The sequence below is a fragment of the Burkholderia stabilis genome (assembly GCF_001742165.1).
Lineage (GTDB): Bacteria > Pseudomonadota > Gammaproteobacteria > Burkholderiales > Burkholderiaceae > Burkholderia > Burkholderia stabilis.
Genome location: NZ_CP016443.1, coordinates 1,856,491 through 1,873,673, shown reverse-complemented (window position 1 = coordinate 1,873,673; position 17,183 = coordinate 1,856,491). Strand labels below are relative to the sequence as shown.

At 68.5% G+C, this 17,183-nt stretch carries 16 protein-coding genes; 6 read left to right on the top strand and 10 right to left on the bottom strand.

Annotation, left to right across the window (positions count from 1 at the left end):
- Positions 1-18 precede the first annotated feature (18 nt).
- A complete protein-coding gene (locus BBJ41_RS26210) occupies positions 19-759 on the top strand; it encodes a response regulator (protein ID WP_069749146.1) in 741 nt (246 codons plus the stop codon).
- Complete coding sequence (locus BBJ41_RS26205) at positions 756-2,078, top strand: ATP-binding protein (protein ID WP_069749145.1); 1,323 nt, start codon at positions 756-758, stop codon at positions 2,076-2,078. The genes BBJ41_RS26210 and BBJ41_RS26205 overlap by 4 nt, the downstream gene beginning before the upstream one ends.
- 54 nt (positions 2,079-2,132) lie before the next feature.
- Here BBJ41_RS26205 and BBJ41_RS26200 read toward each other — a convergent pair whose 3' ends face one another.
- The 4 genes from BBJ41_RS26200 to BBJ41_RS26185 form a co-directional block, all read right to left on the bottom strand.
- Positions 2,133-2,744, bottom strand: a complete 612-nt coding sequence (locus BBJ41_RS26200; protein ID WP_069749144.1) for an alpha/beta fold hydrolase — start codon at positions 2,742-2,744, stop codon at positions 2,133-2,135.
- 50 nt (positions 2,745-2,794) lie between these two features.
- The gene (locus tag BBJ41_RS26195; protein WP_069749143.1) at positions 2,795-3,529 is read right to left on the bottom strand and encodes a metallophosphoesterase family protein; all 735 of its coding nucleotides are present in this window, start codon (positions 3,527-3,529) and stop codon (positions 2,795-2,797) included.
- 76 nt (positions 3,530-3,605) lie between these two features.
- Entirely contained in the window at positions 3,606-4,142 is a 537-nt protein-coding gene (locus BBJ41_RS26190) for a GNAT family N-acetyltransferase (protein WP_069749142.1), read from the bottom strand.
- A 12-nt stretch (positions 4,143-4,154) separates the two neighbouring features.
- Positions 4,155-4,787: a LysE family translocator gene (locus tag BBJ41_RS26185; protein WP_069749141.1), complete on the bottom strand. Its 633-nt coding sequence runs from the start codon at positions 4,785-4,787 to the stop codon at positions 4,155-4,157.
- A 325-nt stretch (positions 4,788-5,112) separates the two neighbouring features.
- Here BBJ41_RS26185 and BBJ41_RS26180 point away from each other — a divergent pair, with 325 nt between their 5' ends.
- The 3 genes from BBJ41_RS26180 (at position 5,113) to BBJ41_RS26170 (ending at position 9,217) form a co-directional block, all read left to right on the top strand.
- A complete protein-coding gene (locus BBJ41_RS26180; protein ID WP_069749140.1) occupies positions 5,113-6,306 on the top strand; it encodes a porin in 1,194 nt (397 codons plus the stop codon).
- Between the two features lie 90 nt (positions 6,307-6,396).
- Complete coding sequence (locus BBJ41_RS26175) at positions 6,397-6,825, top strand: GFA family protein (protein WP_069749139.1); 429 nt, start codon at positions 6,397-6,399, stop codon at positions 6,823-6,825.
- Positions 6,826-7,291: 466 nt separating this feature from the next.
- Positions 7,292-9,217 carry an NHL repeat-containing protein gene (locus tag BBJ41_RS26170; protein WP_069749138.1) on the top strand — a complete coding sequence of 642 codons (1,926 nt, stop codon included), beginning with the start codon at positions 7,292-7,294 and terminating at the stop codon, positions 9,215-9,217.
- 52 nt (positions 9,218-9,269) lie between these two features.
- Here the strand turns inward: BBJ41_RS26170 and BBJ41_RS26165 are convergent, their stop codons facing one another.
- From BBJ41_RS26165 to BBJ41_RS26145, 5 genes are all read right to left on the bottom strand, one after another.
- The gene (locus BBJ41_RS26165) at positions 9,270-10,187 is read right to left on the bottom strand and encodes a c-type cytochrome (RefSeq protein ID WP_069749137.1); all 918 of its coding nucleotides are present in this window, start codon (positions 10,185-10,187) and stop codon (positions 9,270-9,272) included.
- Positions 10,184-10,870 carry a c-type cytochrome gene (locus tag BBJ41_RS26160; protein WP_069749136.1) on the bottom strand — a complete coding sequence of 229 codons (687 nt, stop codon included), beginning with the start codon at positions 10,868-10,870 and terminating at the stop codon, positions 10,184-10,186. Before BBJ41_RS26160 ends, BBJ41_RS26165 begins: the two co-directional genes overlap by 4 nt.
- Positions 10,871-10,915: 45 nt before the next feature.
- Positions 10,916-11,968 (bottom strand): molybdate ABC transporter substrate-binding protein, encoded by a 1,053-nt coding sequence (locus BBJ41_RS26155; RefSeq protein WP_069750380.1) that lies wholly within the window; start codon positions 11,966-11,968, stop codon positions 10,916-10,918.
- 8 nt (positions 11,969-11,976) lie between these two features.
- Positions 11,977-12,768 (bottom strand): thiosulfate dehydrogenase, encoded by a 792-nt coding sequence (gene tetH, locus BBJ41_RS26150; RefSeq protein ID WP_069749135.1) that lies wholly within the window; start codon positions 12,766-12,768, stop codon positions 11,977-11,979.
- A 247-nt stretch (positions 12,769-13,015) separates the two neighbouring features.
- The gene (locus BBJ41_RS26145) at positions 13,016-15,199 is read right to left on the bottom strand and encodes a TonB-dependent siderophore receptor (protein WP_069749134.1); all 2,184 of its coding nucleotides are present in this window, start codon (positions 15,197-15,199) and stop codon (positions 13,016-13,018) included.
- A gap of 416 nt (positions 15,200-15,615) precedes the next feature.
- Between BBJ41_RS26145 and BBJ41_RS26140 the strand changes: the two genes are divergently transcribed.
- Positions 15,616-16,062, top strand: a complete 447-nt coding sequence (locus BBJ41_RS26140) for a hypothetical protein (protein WP_069749133.1) — start codon at positions 15,616-15,618, stop codon at positions 16,060-16,062.
- Positions 16,063-16,083: 21 nt separating this feature from the next.
- On the opposite strand, the gene BBJ41_RS26135 is transcribed toward BBJ41_RS26140, so the two are convergent.
- Positions 16,084-17,178, bottom strand: a complete 1,095-nt coding sequence (locus BBJ41_RS26135) for a porin (RefSeq protein ID WP_069749132.1) — start codon at positions 17,176-17,178, stop codon at positions 16,084-16,086.
- Positions 17,179-17,183: the final 5 nt, after the last annotated feature.

Here is a 17,183-nt window from a genome sequence, read left to right as displayed (position 1 = left end):
CCACACCGACCCCGACTCATGGACAAGATCGACCACGTGCTGATCGTCGACGACGATCGCGCCATCCGCGAACTGATTGCGGACTATCTGGAGAAGAACGGCATGCGCGTGTCGCTGGCCGCGAATGGCCGCGAGATGCGCAACGTACTGGACGACGGCGCGCCCGACCTGATCGTGCTCGACCTGATGCTGCCGGGCGAGGACGGCCTCACGCTGTGCCGCGACCTGCGCGCCGGCAAGTTCCGCACGGTGCCCGTGCTGATGCTGACCGCACGCGGCGAGGAAACCGACCGCATCATCGGCCTCGAGATGGGCGCCGACGATTACCTGGCCAAACCGTTCGCGGTGCGCGAACTGCTCGCGCGGATTCGCTCGGTGCTGCGCCGCGCGCGGATGCTGCCGCCCGGCATGCAGGTGACGGAAACGGCCGAGCTGCTCGCGTTCGGCGAATGGCGGCTCGACACGACGGGGCGCCACCTGCTCGACGCCGAAGGGACGCTGGTCGCGCTGAGCGGCGCTGAATACCGGCTGCTGCGCGTGTTCCTCGATCATCCGCAGCGCGTGCTGACGCGCGACCAGCTGCTCAACCTCACGCAGGGGCGGCAGTCCGACCCGTTCGACCGGTCGATCGACCTGCTCGTGAGCCGGTTGCGCCAGCGGCTGCGCGACGGCGCGCGCGAACCGCGCTACATCAAGACGCTGCGCAACGAGGGCTATGTGTTCTCGTCGGCCGTGACTGCCATCGACGGTACGCCATGAGCGCGCGCATGCCGTGGCACTGGCCGCGCTCGCTGTTCGCGCGGCTCGCGCTGATCCTGTGCGTGGGCCTTGCGCTCGCGCAGACGCTGTCGTTCTGGCTCACCGTGACCGAGCGCGACCAGGCGACCACCAACCTGATGATGGGCTACATCGAGCGCGAGGTCGCAAGCTCGGTCGCGCTGCTCGATCACCTGCCGCCGACCGAACGCGCCGCGTGGCTGCCGCGGCTCGCGCGGCGCAGCTACGCGTTCATCCTCGGGCCCGGCGAGACCGGCACGCCGCCGGAGGCGCGGCTGTCGGCGCGCGTCGAGCGGTCGATCTCGGACGGCATCGGCGGCGAATACCCGCTGACCGCGAACGCGATCCCCGGCGATCGCGAACATCTGCAGGTGCATCTGCGCCTGACCGACGGCTCGCCGCTGACGATCGACATCCATCCGATGTCGACGGTGCCGCTGTCGGGCTGGCTGCCGGTCGTGCTCGCGTTGCAGCTCGCGGTGCTGGCCGCGTGCTGCTGGCTCGCGGTGCGGCTCGCGACGCGGCCGCTCAAGCAGCTCGCGCAGGCCGCCGACGCGCTCGGCCCCGACCTGAAGGGCGAGCGCCTGAACGAGGGCGGCCCGTCCGAGGTTGCGCGCGCGGCGCGCGCGTTCAACGCGATGCAGGACCGCATCGCGCAGTACATGGCCGAACGCATGCAGATCCTCGCGTCGATCTCGCACGACCTGCAGACGCCGATCACGCGGATGCGGCTGCGCGTCGACGTGATGGACGACGACGCGCAGGGCGCGAAGCTGCGCCAGGACCTGCTCGAGATGGAGCATCTGGTGAAGGAGGGCGTCGCGTACGCGCGGACGCTGCATGGCACCGAGGAAGCCGCGCGCCGCATCGATCTCGATGCGCTGCTCGACAGCATCGTGTGCGACTACACCGATGCGGGGCAGGACGTCGCGCTGCACAGCCGCGCGCCGCTCGCGCTCGTCACGCGGCCGAAGGCGCTGCGCCGCATCGTCGGCAACCTCGTCGACAACGCGCTGAAGTTCGCGGGCGCGGCCGAGATCGACGTGCACGCCGCGCCGGATGGCGGCGCGGTGATCGCCGTGCTCGACCGCGGGCCCGGCATTCCGGACGATCAGCTCGACGCGGTGTTCGAGCCGTTCCGGCGCGTGGAGACGTCGCGCAATCGCGAGACGGGCGGCACGGGGCTCGGCCTCGCGATCGCGCGGCAGCTCGCGCTCGCGATGGGCGGCACGCTCACGCTGAACAACCGGCCGGATGGCGGCGGGATCGAGGCGCGGCTGACGCTGAGGAACGCAGGGTGACGCGACGCGGCGCGAACGCGCCGCATCGTCGGGTTCAGGCTGAAGCGGGCGGCGTTACGTGCGCTGCAGATGCGCGTCGACGAGCGGCGCGAGCGTGTGCGCATGCACGGCCGCGAGATCGTGCCGGCCGCCCGGCACGACGTGCAGCCGCGCATCGGGCAGCCGTTCGAGCAGGCGCCGGCCGGCCGCGACGGGGCTGACCGGATCGTCGTCGCCCCACAGCAGCAGCGCCGGCTGCGTGATACGGCCGATGTCTTGCGACAGATCGGCGCGAAACGTCATGAACCAGTCGGGCAACTGCGGGTTCGCTTCCGCGAAACCGGTGCGCCAGTCCTGTGCGCCGAGCCCTGCCATGTCGAGTCCGCCGGACGTGACCGTCAGCACCAGATGCGTGACGAGATCCGGCTTGTCGAGCGCCGCGCGCATCGCGATCACGCCGCCCATCGATTGCGCGATCACGGCGGTGGGCCGGTCGATCGTATCGAGCACATGGCGCACGAGGCTGTCGAAATCGTCGACGGACGGATCGCGCGGCGTGTCGCCGAAGCCCGGATAACCGACGATCCGCCGCTCGGCCGGATGCGTCAGCCGGCTGGCCAGCGGTTGCCAGAAGGCGGTGCTGCCCGACGCGCCGGGCAGGAAGAGCAGTTGCGACGGAACGGGCATGTCTCGGGCGTTTTCCGTTGAATGAAGTCGGGGCGTGGCGAGCCGGCGCGTCAGCACCGGCCGGTGCGCAGCGCGACGGTCCAGTCGTCGCGGCCGCGCGAAGCGGCCGTTGCGGCGGCCGTGTGCCAGTCGTATTCGACCGCGTGGAATTCGACGTTCCAGCCCGACGCCGTGCGCGACACCATCGCGTAGCGCGCATGCGGCGAGCCCGTCTCGATGCGGTGCGGATGCGGCAGGTCGTCGGTGTACGCCTGCAGCCCGACGCTGCCCGGGTTGACGATCAGCCGGCCGTCGTCGAGCTTCGCCGTGCGCGGCACGTGCGTGTGCCCGCACAGGATCAGCGACGCCGGTTCGTCGCCCGCGCGCTGCGCGATTTCATCGGGCGTGGCCGCGCGGCAGCCTTCCGGCGTGACCGTTTCGAGGAAATAGACGAGATCGCTGGCGGGCGTGCCGTGCACCATCAGCACGTCGCGATCGAGCGTCATGCGTTCGGGCAGCGCGGCGATCCAGTCGAGATGGTCGGTGCGCAGCGTGTCGTGCGCCCAGCGATCCGACAGCCGCATCGATTCGCGCTCGCCGGTGAGCAGTTGCCGCTCGTGATTGCCCTTGACGGTCGGCAGGTCGAGCGCGATCAGGCGGTCGGCCGTCTCGGCCGGATGAAGCGCGCCCGACACGATGTCGCCGAGATTGACGATCACGTCGGCGCCGCGGCGGCGGACGTCGTCGAGCACCGCGTCGAGCGCGGCAAGGTTGCCGTGGATGTCGGATAGCGCGGCGATTTTCATGGCGGAGCGTCGAGGAGGGGAACGGCGATTGTCGCCAATTCGGTGAGGGCCGTCCAATGGCGGCGCGCGTCGCGCGTCAGTCGGTGGCGAGACGCGCGTACATCGCGAAATCGCCTGGCGTGCCGCGCACCATCCGGTACGCGCGCAGCAATCCTTCGTAGCGGTAGCCGCACTTTTGCAGCACGCGTGCGGAGCCGACGTTGCTGGTCAGCACGATGCCCTGAAGGCGCATGAACCCGCCTTCCGCGAAGGCCCACGCGGTGACGGACGCGCACAGCGCGCTCGCGATCCCGCGCCCCCAGTGCGACGGGGCGAGATCGTAGGCGATTTCCGCCGAGCGGTTCACGGTGGACACCGTATGCAGCCCGATCGTACCGGCGAGCACGCCCGATGCGGTGTCGACGATCGCGAGACGCCGGATCGACTCCGGATGGGCCGATTCGATGCCGTCGAACAGCGGCAGCAGATCGTCGCGCGAGCGCAGGTTCCAGCTCGTGTGGCGGATCACGTCGGGGTTCGACAGGTACGCGTACCACGCGTCGAGATCCGCGCGTTCGAGCTGGCGGAGCGACAGGGCGGAGAGGCCGGAGCGGGGCGGCGCGTCGATTCTCATCCGAACCCGCCCCTACGCGGCATGACGCCGGTACAACGCGAGCGAACCGGCGAGCGCGAGCAGCATCGCGCCGCACGTGCGTTCGAGCCACAGCGCGCCCGAGCGCTTCAGCAGCCGCACCGCGCGTGCGCCGAGCAGCGCGTAGCCGGACATCACGACGCCGTCGAGCAGCGCGAACGTGACCGCGAGCGCGACGTATTGCGGCGCGAGCGGCGCGGACGGATCGAGGAACTGCGGCAGGAACGCGGAGAAGAACAGATAACCCTTCGGGTTCGTCACCGCGGTCAGGAAGCTTTTCGCGAAGATCGATGCGTTGCGCTCGGACGCCGCGTCGCCGTGCGCGGCGGCGACGTCGAGCGAACCCTTCGACGTCAGCAGCCTGATGCCGACGTACGCGAGATACGCGGCGCCGAGCCATTTGACCACCGAGAACCAGAACGCCGACGCCATCAGCAGCGCGCCGAGGCCGAGCGCGACCGCGACGATCAGCACGAAATCGGACAGCATCGCGCCCGCGAAGCCCCAGGCCGCACGGCGCACGCCGTAGCGCGAGCCGTTGGTCAGCGCGAGCAGCACGGTCGGGCCGGGTGTCGCGATGCCGACGAATGCGACGGCGGCGAAGATCAGCAGGGTCGTTTCTTGCATGAAGGCACTCCCGATGGGCGACGTGCGTTCGATTATCGGGGGCGTGCCCCCCCGCTGTACAGGCGTGGATGCCGCGCGCCCGGCCGCGCAGTCGACTATCTCGGATTTCGCAAGAAACTGTTTTCATTCTTCCACTTTCGGTTGGTACCGGTTCCAACTACCATGGCGGCCGCAGCGGGCTTGCCCGCCGCGACGCCGCGCGCGCCCGTCGCATGCGCGCGTTCCCGCGTGTGGATGCCGCCGGACCCGCACGGCCGGCGGCGCTCGCCGCCGCACGCGCTACTCGCATAGAACAACGGGTTCACCGCCCGGAGACACGACAATCATGAACAAGCAACTGATCGCAGCGCCGCTGCTGCTCTCGCTCGCGGGTATCGCATCCGCGCAAAGCTCCGTCACGCTGTACGGCATCGTCGATGCGGGCGTGACCTATCGCAGCAACGAACGGGTCGGCTCGGCCGGCGCGTACACCGGGCATTCGAGTGTCGGGCTCACGACCGGCAACCTGTCCGGCAGCCGCTGGGGCATCAAGGGTTCCGAGGATCTCGGCGGCGGGATGCGCGCGCTGTTCGTCCTCGAGAACGGCTTCGACATCACCAACGGCACGTCGGGCCAGGGCGGCCGCCAGTTCGGCCGGCAGGCGTTCGTCGGCGTCGGCAGCGACCGCTACGGCACGATCACGCTCGGCCGCCAGTACACGTCGCTCGACGATTTCGTGAGCCCGGTCGGCCCGTCGTCGTTCATCGGCGGATTCGGCGCGCACCCGGGCGACATCGACGACCTCGACCAGACCGCACGGGTCGACAGCTCGATCAAGTACACGAGCGCCAACTATTCGGGCTTCACGTTCGGCGCGCTGTACGGCTTCGGCGGCCAGCCGGGCAGCATGAAGCAGCGCAATACGTGGAGCGTCGGCGCGGCCTACGCGGCGGGGCCGCTGCGCGTCGGCGTCGGCTACGAGCGCTCGGACAACAGCAAGACGGGCGTGACCGACCCGACGACGGGCAAGTGGCAGAGCACCGACGACGGCCTGTTCAACTCGTCGATCAACGAGGGTTATGCGAGCGCGCAGTCGCAGCAGGTCATCGCAACCGGCGCGACGTACGACTTCGGCACGGCCGTCGTCGGCGTGAACTACAGCAACGTGCAGTACCGCAGCGGCGGTCAATCGCTGTTCACGGGCCACGCGACGTTCAACGTCGCGGGCGTGTTCACGCGCTGGAACGTGCGGCCGCAGACGCAGCTGTTCGCGGGCTACAGCTACACGCGCGGCAGCGACGTCGACGGCATCGACGACCGCGCGCAGTATCACAACGTCACGCTCGGCGCCGTCTACGACCTGTCGAAGCGCACCAGCGTGTACCTGCTCGGCGCGTACCAGCATGCATCGGGCATGACGCTCGACGCGCTCGGCCGGCCGGTGGCCGCGACCGCGTCGGTGTCCGACAAGGCGAACGGCCATTCGTCGGATTCGCATTCGCAGACGATCGTCAGCCTCGGGTTGCGCCAGAAGTTCTGACGCAACGATCGCGACGCGGCCCGCAGCCGATGCGGGCCGCGTCGCACGCCTGGCTCCTATACTGTCGCCTCCTTTCTACGAGAAGACGACATGACCCGAACGCATTCCGCGCACTGCCTGTGCGGCGCCGTCACCGTCACGCTGCGCGGCGAGCCGGCCGCGCGCGCGAACTGCCATTGCGCGACCTGCCGTGATTTCTACGGCACGCCGATGCTGTCCGCGACCGCGTGGCCGCCGGAACAGGTTGCCGTCGAAGGCGGCGCGACCTTCCCGCATCCGGCGAAGTCGATGTCGCGCACGTGGTGCCCGTCGTGCGGCGAGATCGTGTTCGGGACGAACCGGCTCGGCATGCGCGTCGTGCCGAACAGCCTGGCCGCGCGTGCGCATGGCGGGCAACTGCCCGCCGACCTGCAACCGACGATGCATCTGTTCTACCGGCACCGCGTGATCGACGTCGCCGACGCATTGCCGAAATACCTCGACGGCTGGGACGGCCCGACGCTCGACAACGCGAACTGAACGATCGCGACCGCGTGCCGGCTCGGCCGGCGCGCGGCTTTCTCCGCTGCATCCACCTTTTCCCATCCTCCGTTCTCGCCGCAATCGCGGCATGCCCGCTGCGTGAAATCGCTAAAAGGCGATTGCGCCGGTTAATATTTTTTCTCTTTCATTTCAATTTCGATTTGTAATCATCGAGCCCATTTCCGGGGAATGAAAAAGCAATGCGGGCATATCAGAAAAAATGACGCATTCGCATTGGGTGACCCGGAAGAAAATGCCGGGGAAAAGCGCCGAAATCGCGCTGCCGGCTGGCCTTTCCGGCGCGGCGTTCGGGTTTTGCCATCGTTGACGAAAAAGCGCCGGACGGCAAAAAGCGCGGGGTGAATAATTCGGGATGACGGCGAATGCGCTTTTGCCGGAATCACCAATATTTCATGCGCCGCGATTTACAGTGTCGACAAACGATCGTCCGGGAGCATTATTCATGTCAATGAAACAAATTCGCGCGGCGTTGCTGGGAATGTGCGTGGCCATGCTGGCGAGCGCGAGTCACGCGCAGGTGCAATACACGACCGACTGGCTCGCGAACACGTTCGGCACGCTGGCCGCGCACGTGGGCAACGGCGCGCGTTCGATGTGGGTCGCGCCCGAAGGCGTGATCTACACGGCGTCGCGCTGGGACGAGAACGCGGGCGGCGTCGCGATGTACCAGAACGGCCAGCCGATCGGCACGATCGGCATCCACGACGAATTCCAGGGCGGCGCGATCACCGGCAACGCGACGTCGCTGTTCGTCGCGCTTGGCTACAACCGCAACTTCGGCAGCGGCTCGGTGGGCCGCTACAACCGCGGCACGAACCTGCGCGACCTGCGCATCCCGGTCAGCACGTGGACGGGCATCCAGTACGCGGACGTGATCACCGGCCTCGCGACGGCCGGCAACCTGCTGTACGTGAGCGACTTCTACGGCAACCGCGTGCGGGTCTATACGACCGACGGCGTGTGGCAGCGCGACATCGGCGTATCGGGCCCGGGCGCGCTGGCGCTCGACGCCGCCGGCAACCTGTGGGTCGCGCGCAAGCGCGCGGGCGTCGTCGCGCAGTTCAGCGCGACCGGCACGGCGATGAGCACGATCCAGATGGCGGCCGGCGCGCGGCCGGCGTCGCTGTACTACGACGCATCGATGGCCCAGTTGATGGTGGGCGACGAAGGGCCCGACATGAACATCAAGGTCTACAGCGGGCTGCTCGGGCTGCCGATGCAGGTCGGCACGTTCGGCGTGCAAGGCGGGTATCTCGACACGACCACCGGCATCAAGGGGCAGGTCGGCGACAAGCGCTTCACGCGCGTCGCCGCGCTCGGCAAGGATTCGGGCGGCAACCTGTACGTGCTGAACAACGCATGGGGCGGCGGCTGGGATCTCGGCCGCAACGGCAGCACCGACCTCCATTCGTACGGCCCGACGGGCGCGCTGCAATGGAAGCTGCAGGCGCTGAACTTCGAAGCGATCGCCGCGCCCGACCCGGCGACGGACGGCGCCTTCTTCTACAGCGGCAACAACGTGTACACGGGCGGGGCGGGCGGCACGTTCGTCGCGAACACGGTCGATCCGTTCACCTACCCGAAGGACCCGCGCCTCGACATGAACGACTATCAGCGCGGCCAGCATTTCGGCCAGCTCGTGATGGTCGGCGGCAACCGGATTCTCGTCGCGTCGGGCCAGAACCCGGGCAACTTCAACTTCTATTACTTCAACACGGCGAGCGGCTATATCGCGATCCCGGCCGGCTCGCTGCCCGGCAAGCCGTTCAACACGACGCTGCAGGTGACGGCCGGTTTCGACATCGACGGAAACGGCGACGTGTGGGCCGGGCTGAACGGCTCGAACGTGATTTCCCGCTTCCCGATGACGGGCTTCGACGCGACCGGCAAGCCGTCGTGGGGCAAGCCTGTGACGACGCCCGTGCCGAGCAGCGTGGCGCCGGTCACGCGCATCATCTACCAGGCCGACAGCGACACGATGATTCTCGCGCAGGGCCTCGCGGGCAACTGGGACTGGACCGCGATGAACGGGCACATCGAGGTCTATCACGGCTGGAAGAACGGCAACACGAGCGCGCCGAACCCCGTGATCAACCTGACGAGCGCGAATCCGAAATCGATCGCGGCGGCCGGCCACTACCTGTTCGTCGGCTACGTCCACACGGTGCCGAACATCGACGTGTTCGACCTGAACACCGGTGCGCTCGTCACCACGCTGACGAATTCGAACACGTCGGCGATGGACGTCGGCAACGACGTCGACTCGATGTACGGCGTCCGGGCCTACCTGCGCTCGACCGGCGAGTACGTGATCACCAAGGACAACTACAACGGCACGAGCATCGTCGTGTATCGCTGGCATCCGTGACCGCGCCGGCCGAACCGGCCGGGCGGGTCGAACGGTGCCAACGGTTTGAACGTCAGGGCGCGCCGAGCACGCGGCCGTTCACGCTGAGCCCGTACATCGAGTCGGGCGAATCGTGGAATTTCGCGCGCGTGTCCTGCACGGAGCCCGTGAAGCGCGGGTCTTGCGGACGTTCGTGGCTGTCCATGAAGGTCGCGACGTCCCACGCTTCCTGATCGGTCAGCGTGCCGCCGAGCCCGAGCGGCATGTTGGCCTTGATGAAGCCGGCCGCGTTGCGGATGTCGCCCATCCCCGCGCCCCAGTTGAACGAGCGTGCGCCCCACAGCGCCGGGAACGCCGGCTTGCCGCCGCTCGACTGCCCCTGGCCGTCCGCGCCGTGGCACAGCGCGCAATGCTGCGTGTAGACGGCGGCGCCGCGCGCGTAGTCGGCCTTCTGCGCGGGCGGCGGCAGTTTCGGGAAACCCTGCCCCGGCAGCTTCGTGCCGACCGGCGCGCCTTTTGCGAGCCAGTACGAATACGTTTCGAGCGCGACGAGGATCGGGTCGCCGGCCGGCGGCGCCTTGCCGTTCATGCTGTAGCGGAAGCACCCCTGCAGGCGCTCGGCGAACGTGTTCACGTGGCCGTTCTTCGCGCGGTAGGCCGGATACAGCAGGTACGCGGCCCACATCGGGCTCGAATCCGGCCGGCGGCCCGCATCGAGGTGGCAGCTCGCGCAGGTCAGCTTGTTGCCGACGTATTTGCCCGCGAACTCCGGCGTGTGCAGGAAGATCTGCTCGCCGAGCTTCACGGTCTTGCCGAAGTCGTCGGCGGGAATCGCGGATTCGGCGGGCGGTGTGAACGGTTTGGCTGCCGTTGTAGCGGCAGCCGGTGCCGGTGCGTCCTGCGGCGCCGCCGCGAACGCGAGCGCGGGCAGCCAGGCCGCGCCGAGCAGCGCCGCGCGGGTGCGGCGGATCAGCGTCGTGCGGTCGATCATCGCTTGTCTCCTTGTGCTGCGCCGCCGCGCGCATAGTAGGCGGCCACCGCGTCGATGTCGGCGTCGGACAGTTTGCCGGCGATCATCGGCATCAGCGCCATCGGTCCGGGCGGGCGCGCGCCGTGTTTCCAGCCGTTCAACTGGCCGGCGATATACGCGGCCGGCTGGCCCGCGAGCGGCGGAAATGCGCTGCCCACGCCGAGGCCGCCGGGGCCGTGGCATTGCGCGCATGCGGGCAGGCCCTGCGACCAGCGTCCGCGCGTCGCGAGCCACGCGCCGGTGTCGGCCGGGTCGATCGGCGCGCCATCGGCCGTCACGACGCCGGCCGGCGAGGGCAGGCTCGCGAAGTACGCCGATACCGCGTCGCGCTCGTGCGGCGACAGCAGTTTCGAGAGCGGCTGCATGACGGGATTCTGGCGGCTGCCGTCCGCGAACGCGGCAAGCTGCGCCGACAGATACGCGGCGTTCGTGCCCGCGAGGCGCGGGAAGCCGGCCGCCGCGTTGCCTTCGCCCTGCGCGCCGTGGCAGCCGATGCAGGCGGCCACGCCCGTCGCCGAGCCCTGTGTCGCGAGCGTCTTGCCGAGCGTCGCGTCGTCCGCGTGCGCGCGGCCGGCGAGCAGCGCCGCCGCGGCAAGCAGCAGCGGCGCATACCGGCGTCGCCGTGTGTCGACCTTGTCGTTCACGTGTCCCCTCCTTGTTGTATGTCGCGTGCGTGCGCGATCGGGCGTTCAGCCGGCGCCGGGCCGGTCCTGCTCCGGCGCGAGGTGCTGCGTCGGTGTCGTCTCGTCGTATCGGCCGAAGCCGTAGCGCTGGAAAATCCGGAACGCGTCCGGCGACCGGATGAACGCGAGCCACGCGCGTGCGGCTTCCGGATGCGGCGCATCCTTCACCATCGCGCCCGCATAGATCGCCGTCGTATTCTGCGCGGCCGGAATGTCGATGTGCATCAGCGGATGCCCCACCTGTTCCTGGAATGCCGCTTCGGATTGCCACAACACGCCGGCGTCCGCACGCTCCTGCATCAGGAACAGCGCGGTTTCCCGGTGGTGGATGTGCGTGAGTTCGGTCGTGCCGGCGCGCACCTTGTCGTCGTAGACGGTGCGCGCAAGCGCGTCGCCGCCGGCCTTCACGAGCGATGCGCGAATCTGCCGCGCGACGCCTTCGAATGCCGGGTTCGGCATCGCGAGCTTCACGTCGGGCCGCGCGAGATCGTTCAGCGACGCGATGCGCTTCGGGTTGCCGGCACGCACCATGATCGTCAGCTGGTTCGTCACGTACGGCACCGCCGGGCCGGCGAGCGTACCGTCCGCGATCAGCCCGTTGATCTTGCCGAGCCCCGCGAAATACGCATCGGGCTTGACCGTCCACGTCATGTTCCCGACCGTGATCGTGCCGCCTGCCTGGATCTGCTTCACGAGCAGGCCGGGCGGGATCGTTTCCCAGTAGATGCGGCCGCGGTACTCGGGATGGTCTTCCTCGAACTTCGCGACGAGCGGCGCCATCGCGAAGAAGTAGTTGCCGCCGACGAACAGCACGAGCTTCGGCGCGGTGAGGTCGCCGTGGAAATCGGCGAGCACGTCGACCTGCGGCACCGTGAATTCGAGGCCGCGGTGCGTCGCGTCGTTGTTGCGGCCGTTCTGCCAGGGCGGAAAGATGTTCGTGGCGGTGTCGGCGGGCGCGGCGAGCGACAGCGCGGACGCGCAGCACAGCCAGCCGGCCAGTGCGGCGCGCAGCGTGCGGCGGAGCCGGCGCGAAGGGGAATGCGTGAGGATCGAGGTCATGGTGTGCGTCATTTCGCGTACGTGAAGCCGGCCTGCTGCAGTTCGGGCAGCGTGCCGACCGCGCCCGGCGTGACGATCGCCGAAGGAATCACGTGATTGGTCAGATCGGCCGCGAGCGCGTCGAGCGGCAGCTTGTCGGGATTCGCATTCGCGCCGTCGAGCCGTTCCGCGAGTTCCCAGATCGCGTTGTGGCACGACAGGAACACGACGCCGCGCTGCTGCAGCGCGGCGATGCTGTTGTCGTGCGACGAGAACGCGCCGTCGGGCAGCGCGTGATCCTGTGCGCCTTTCGATTGCGCGGGTTTCGCGTCGAGCAGCGTGTTGGCCGGGAATGCCGCGCCGGCCAGCTTCGCGAGCCCGTATTTGTCCCACGCGGCCTGGTCGAACAGCGCGAGATGGGCGCTGCCGTGCGTGGCCGATACGACGAGGAAATCCGGATGACCGTACGACCAGATCTGCGCGTTCAGCGAATTGCGCATCAGGTTCAGCCACGGGCCGGCGAGATCGGTGTTGTCCCACACCTGCTTCGGGCCGCCGCGATAGCCGATCACCTCGGCGAGCGCCGCGTGATCCCACTGGTCGGGGCGTTCGAGGATCATCGGCACCGTCTTGAAGTCGCGCCGTCTGGGTGTGGCCGCGAGGCGGCGTGTGAGGTCGGCGAGGCGCGCGGCGCCGCCGGGCAGCAGCGCACCCGTTTCGGGCGCCGCCGCGTGAGCAGAGCGCGCGGCAGCGAGCAGCGCGGTGCCGGCCGCGAGGCCGAGTGTCTTGAGCGCGCCTCGGCGCGCGTGCCGGTCGGACATGGCTTGTCTCCCAGGATCGTTTTTGTGGGGGCGTGTCGCGTTGCCGCGCGGCGACGCAGCGTCGCCATCGCGTAGCCAGTCTAGGGGCGCGCGATCGATACCGGAAATCGCGATATCGGATGGGAGATATTCGAGGGTCTGATGATTGACCGGAAGGCGGGCGTCGCCGCGGCGCGCGGCGGCGTGAAGAAAGCAGGGCTCCGAGGCCGGCGCATGCCTGCCTGCATGCGCCGGCCGTGCGGACGGGTCAGAACGACACGGTCGTCGTCAGCGTGACGAGCCGCGGCTCGCCGACCGCGACGATCAGGTTGTTGTTGCTCGACGGATAGTAGGTCTTGTCGAGCAGGTTCTTCACGTTGAGCTGGAAGCGCGTCGGGAACTTGCCGATCGTCGTTTCGTAGGCCGCGAACGCGTCGACGGTCACGTAGCCGGGCAGCGTGAAGCTGTTCGCGGTGTCGCCGGGGCGTGCGCCGACGAGGCGTGCGCCGCCGCCGAAGCGCCAGCGGCCGGGCAGGTTCGCGATGGCCGTGTCGTACACCGCGAACAGGCTGCCCGTGTGGTGCGCGACGTTGACGAGCGACGTGTTGCTGTCGCGATCGGTCGCGTTCGTATATGCATAGCTGCCGATCACGCTCAGGTGGCGCGTGATCTGCCCTGCGACGTCGAGCTCGATCCCGCGCGAGCGCGCGGTGCCGATCGTCGACGTGAGGTCGCCCACCGTGACGGCGACGTTGCGCTTGTCGATCTGGTAGGCCGCGAGCGTGCCGGTGATGCCGGGTTTCAGGCTGAACTTCAGGCCGGCTTCGACCACGCGGCCGTATTCCGGCGCAAGCGGCGCGGCGACGTTCGACGCGACGTTCGGCTTGAACGAACGGCTCACGTTCGCATACGCGGTCAGCGCCGGCGTGAGCGCATACGCGAGCCCGAACTGCGGCAGCCAGACGTTGCCGTGCGAGCGGTCGGCGAACACGAACGGCCGGCCCATCCCCGATTCCTGCTGCCAGTCTTCCCATCGCAGCCCGCCCACCGCGGTAAGGCGATCGGTGAGCTTCACCGAATCCTGCGCGATCATCGAGTACGCATGGACCACCGAGCGCGAATCGCTCTGCTTCGGGTTCGGCACGCCGCCCGGCGCGAGCAGGCCGTACACGGGATCGTAGAGATTGAAACCCGTCGTCGCCTTGCCGCGGATCGTGTCGCCGCGGAAGCTGCGCTGCCGCTCGTATTCGCCGCCGATGTAGAGCGCGTGATTCATCCCAGCGAGCGTCACGTTGCCGAGCAGGCCGAGCGTCGCGATCTGGTCGGAATCGTTGCGCCCGAGGTTCGCGTCGGACGAGCGCGTCAGTGCGCCGGTCCGGCTGTTGAACGCGGTGGCGCGCGTGATGGTTTGATCGTAACGGTCGCGGCCCCAGCCGTAGGTCGCGCGCATGCGCCACGCGTCGGAGAAGCGGTGCTCGATGCGCGCGCGCAGCGTTTCCTGGATGCCGCTGCTCTGCGACCAGGCTTCCTCGTAGCGGCGGTAGCGCAGCGCATCGTCGAGCTGGCCGTTCACGAGCACGGTGCCGCGATCGAACGGCGTCGTGTAGTCGACGTACTGGTAACTGACGTCGATCGACGTATTCGCGTCGTGCCACGACAGCGCGGGCGCGATCAGCGCGTCGCGCTGGCGGCCGAAGCTGCGCCAGTAGCGGCTCGTGTCGTATTCGCCGGTCAGCCTGAACGCGAGCGTGCCGCCCGCGACCTGGCCCGGCTTGCCGAGCGGGCCCGTGAGATCGAACTGCGCGCTGCTGCCACCGTGGCTCGTGTGCGATGCGGAGAGCGAGCCGCCGAACGTGTCTTCCGGCTTGCGCGTGACGAGATTGATCACGCCGCCCGGGTCCTGCATGCCATAGAGCAGCGACGCGGGGCCTTTCAGCACCTCGACGCGGTCGATCGTCGCGAGATAGCTGTGCAGTACCGGCGTGCGCACGCCGTCGACGAGCACCGAGCCGTCGTTGTTCGACCCGAAGCCGCGCTTGGTGAACGCGTCGCGCGTGCCGCCGAGCGTGTTCGTCTGCGTGACGCCGCTGATGTTGCCGAGCACGTCGTCGAGCGAGCGCGCCTGCTGGTCCTGCATCACGCTGCTGCTGACCACCGCGACCGATTGCGGAATCTCCTTGAGCGGGCGGTTGCTGCCGCCCGCGATGCTGCTGGTGCGCGGTTGATAGCCGATCGTCGGATCGACGGCCGCCGATGCGTTGACGCTGATCGTCGGGAGTTCGCGGCCGGCGGGTGTGGCGGATGTCGATGCCGTTGCGGGCGGCTCCGTATCGGTGCGGTCGCCGGTGGACGCATGCGCGCCGCTCGCGACGCAAAGGGTGATCAGGGCAGGCAGGCTGGTGCGCCACGGACGCAAGGTCCGGGCTCGGCGGGGCGTTCGACGGGATGGCATGAATCGATGCAGGAGGAGTGCTAAGGATCGTGTCGCGGGCCGCAGCGTATCGCTGCAACCGGGTGGCGCATCATATACGTAATGAGAATCATTTGCAATTGCAATGAGACGGCCGGCGGCGTGCGAGGCTCGGTTGCCGGGCCGTCGGCCGTCTGCTACCGTAGCGGCCAAAATCAGACGCAGTGAAATTCAACGAGAGAGCCGGGGGCCGCACCATGTCATCTTCCTGTCACGTCGCGTTCAGCGCGACGCTGCGCGCCGCGCACGACCATGCGGGTGATGAAGTGATCGCAGCCGTGTTCCTGCATTCGAACGACTGAAGCAACGGAAGCGAATTCATCCGGCGTGATGCCGGGCAACCGGCGAAGCGCCGGCTTCAATCACTTCAACCACCAAGCCTGACGGGAGACCACCCAATGAAGAAGATTTCCGCGCCGTTCGCGGCGGCCGCGCTGGCGGCGTGCGCCATGTTGGCGAGCGTTCACCAGACCGCTTGCGCCGCGCCGGCTGCCGAACCCGCGATCGATGCGCATTACGGCGCCGTGATCGAGGCCTATACGCAGGACATGGCCGCCGCGAAAACGAAGTACGACGGCAAGCGCCTCGCGTTCGTCGGTGCGGTGATCCGGATGGGCAGCGACCCGGGCGGCACCTACTTCGGCGCGTTGACCGCCGACGGCGAACAGTTCGACACGCATTTCGACGTGGCCGACCAGGATGCGCTGAAACCGAAATTCCCCGGCGGCGAGATCAAGCCGTTCGTCACGTCGGCGGCTTTCCGGTTCAGTTGCGTGAACGAAGGTTATATCGACGCGCCGGTGCTGCCCGGGTTGAAGCTGTCGCATTGCCGGCTCGCCAATTGATCGATGGGCGGTGTCCGGCGTTCAGAACTTCTGCTGGATGCCGGCCATCACGCCGAGCTGATTCATCCCGGTGCCGACCGTCCCGCCGGCGGCGACTGCGTTTGCGGCCAGCGTGCTGTTGAACATGTAGCCCACCGACGTATAGACGGTCGTCCGCTTCGACAGGAAGTAGTTCGCGCGGCCGACGAGCAGCGTGGCGTTGGTACCGCCTTCGCTGTTTTCGCGACGCTGCAGGTAGCGTACGCCCTGCAGGTCGAGCGCGAGGTAGGGCGTCGCGTAGTAGGTGCCGCCGGCGAACACGATGTCGGCCTGCAGGTGTTCGGCCGCTGCGAGGTTGCGGCGAATCCACCCGGCGCCCAGTTTCGCGGGGCCGATCTTCACGTAGCCGGCGACGATATCGCGCGTGTCGGTGTACGCCGGATTGTTCAGCGGCGCGAGCGCGCCGCCGCCGCCGCGCATCACGTCGTGCGATGCGGCCAGCCCGAAATTGCTCGCATCATAGGCGAGCATCGCCGTGTATTGACGGCAGGCGACGATGTCGCCGGGAACCTGCCCGGCGCAGCCCGTCGCCGACGGTCCTGCCGGCCCGGCTGCGTCGCGGCCGAAGCTGTAGGTGGTGCCGAGCGTCACGCCGTGGAACGTGCCCTTGTAGCCGATCGCATTGTCGCTGCGCGCGTTCGGCAGATAGGAGTCGAAATCCGCCATTGAATGAATCGACGGACCGATCACATCTGCATTGGTCAGCACGATCATCGACATGTTCATCTGGCGGCCGAGTGTCAGCGTGCCGAAGGGGCTGTTCACCCCCACGTTCGCCTGCCGCCCGAACAGGCGGCCGCCGTAGTTCAGCGCGCCGGTGCCGGGCTGGAAGCCGTTCTCGAGCACGAAGAAGGCCTGGTAGCCGCCGCCGAGATCCTCCGTGCCTCTCAGGCCCCAGCGTGACGGCACTTCGCCGGTCAGCGTCGGCATTCCGGTGAACGACCCGCCGTGCGCGGCGTTGTTGTAGTAGGACACGCCGGTATCGATGATCCCGTACAGCGTGACGCTGCTTTGCGCGCAGACCGGTCCGGCCAGCGCCATCGCCGTCGCGAGTGCGACGCCCAGTTTCGTTTTCATGGCTG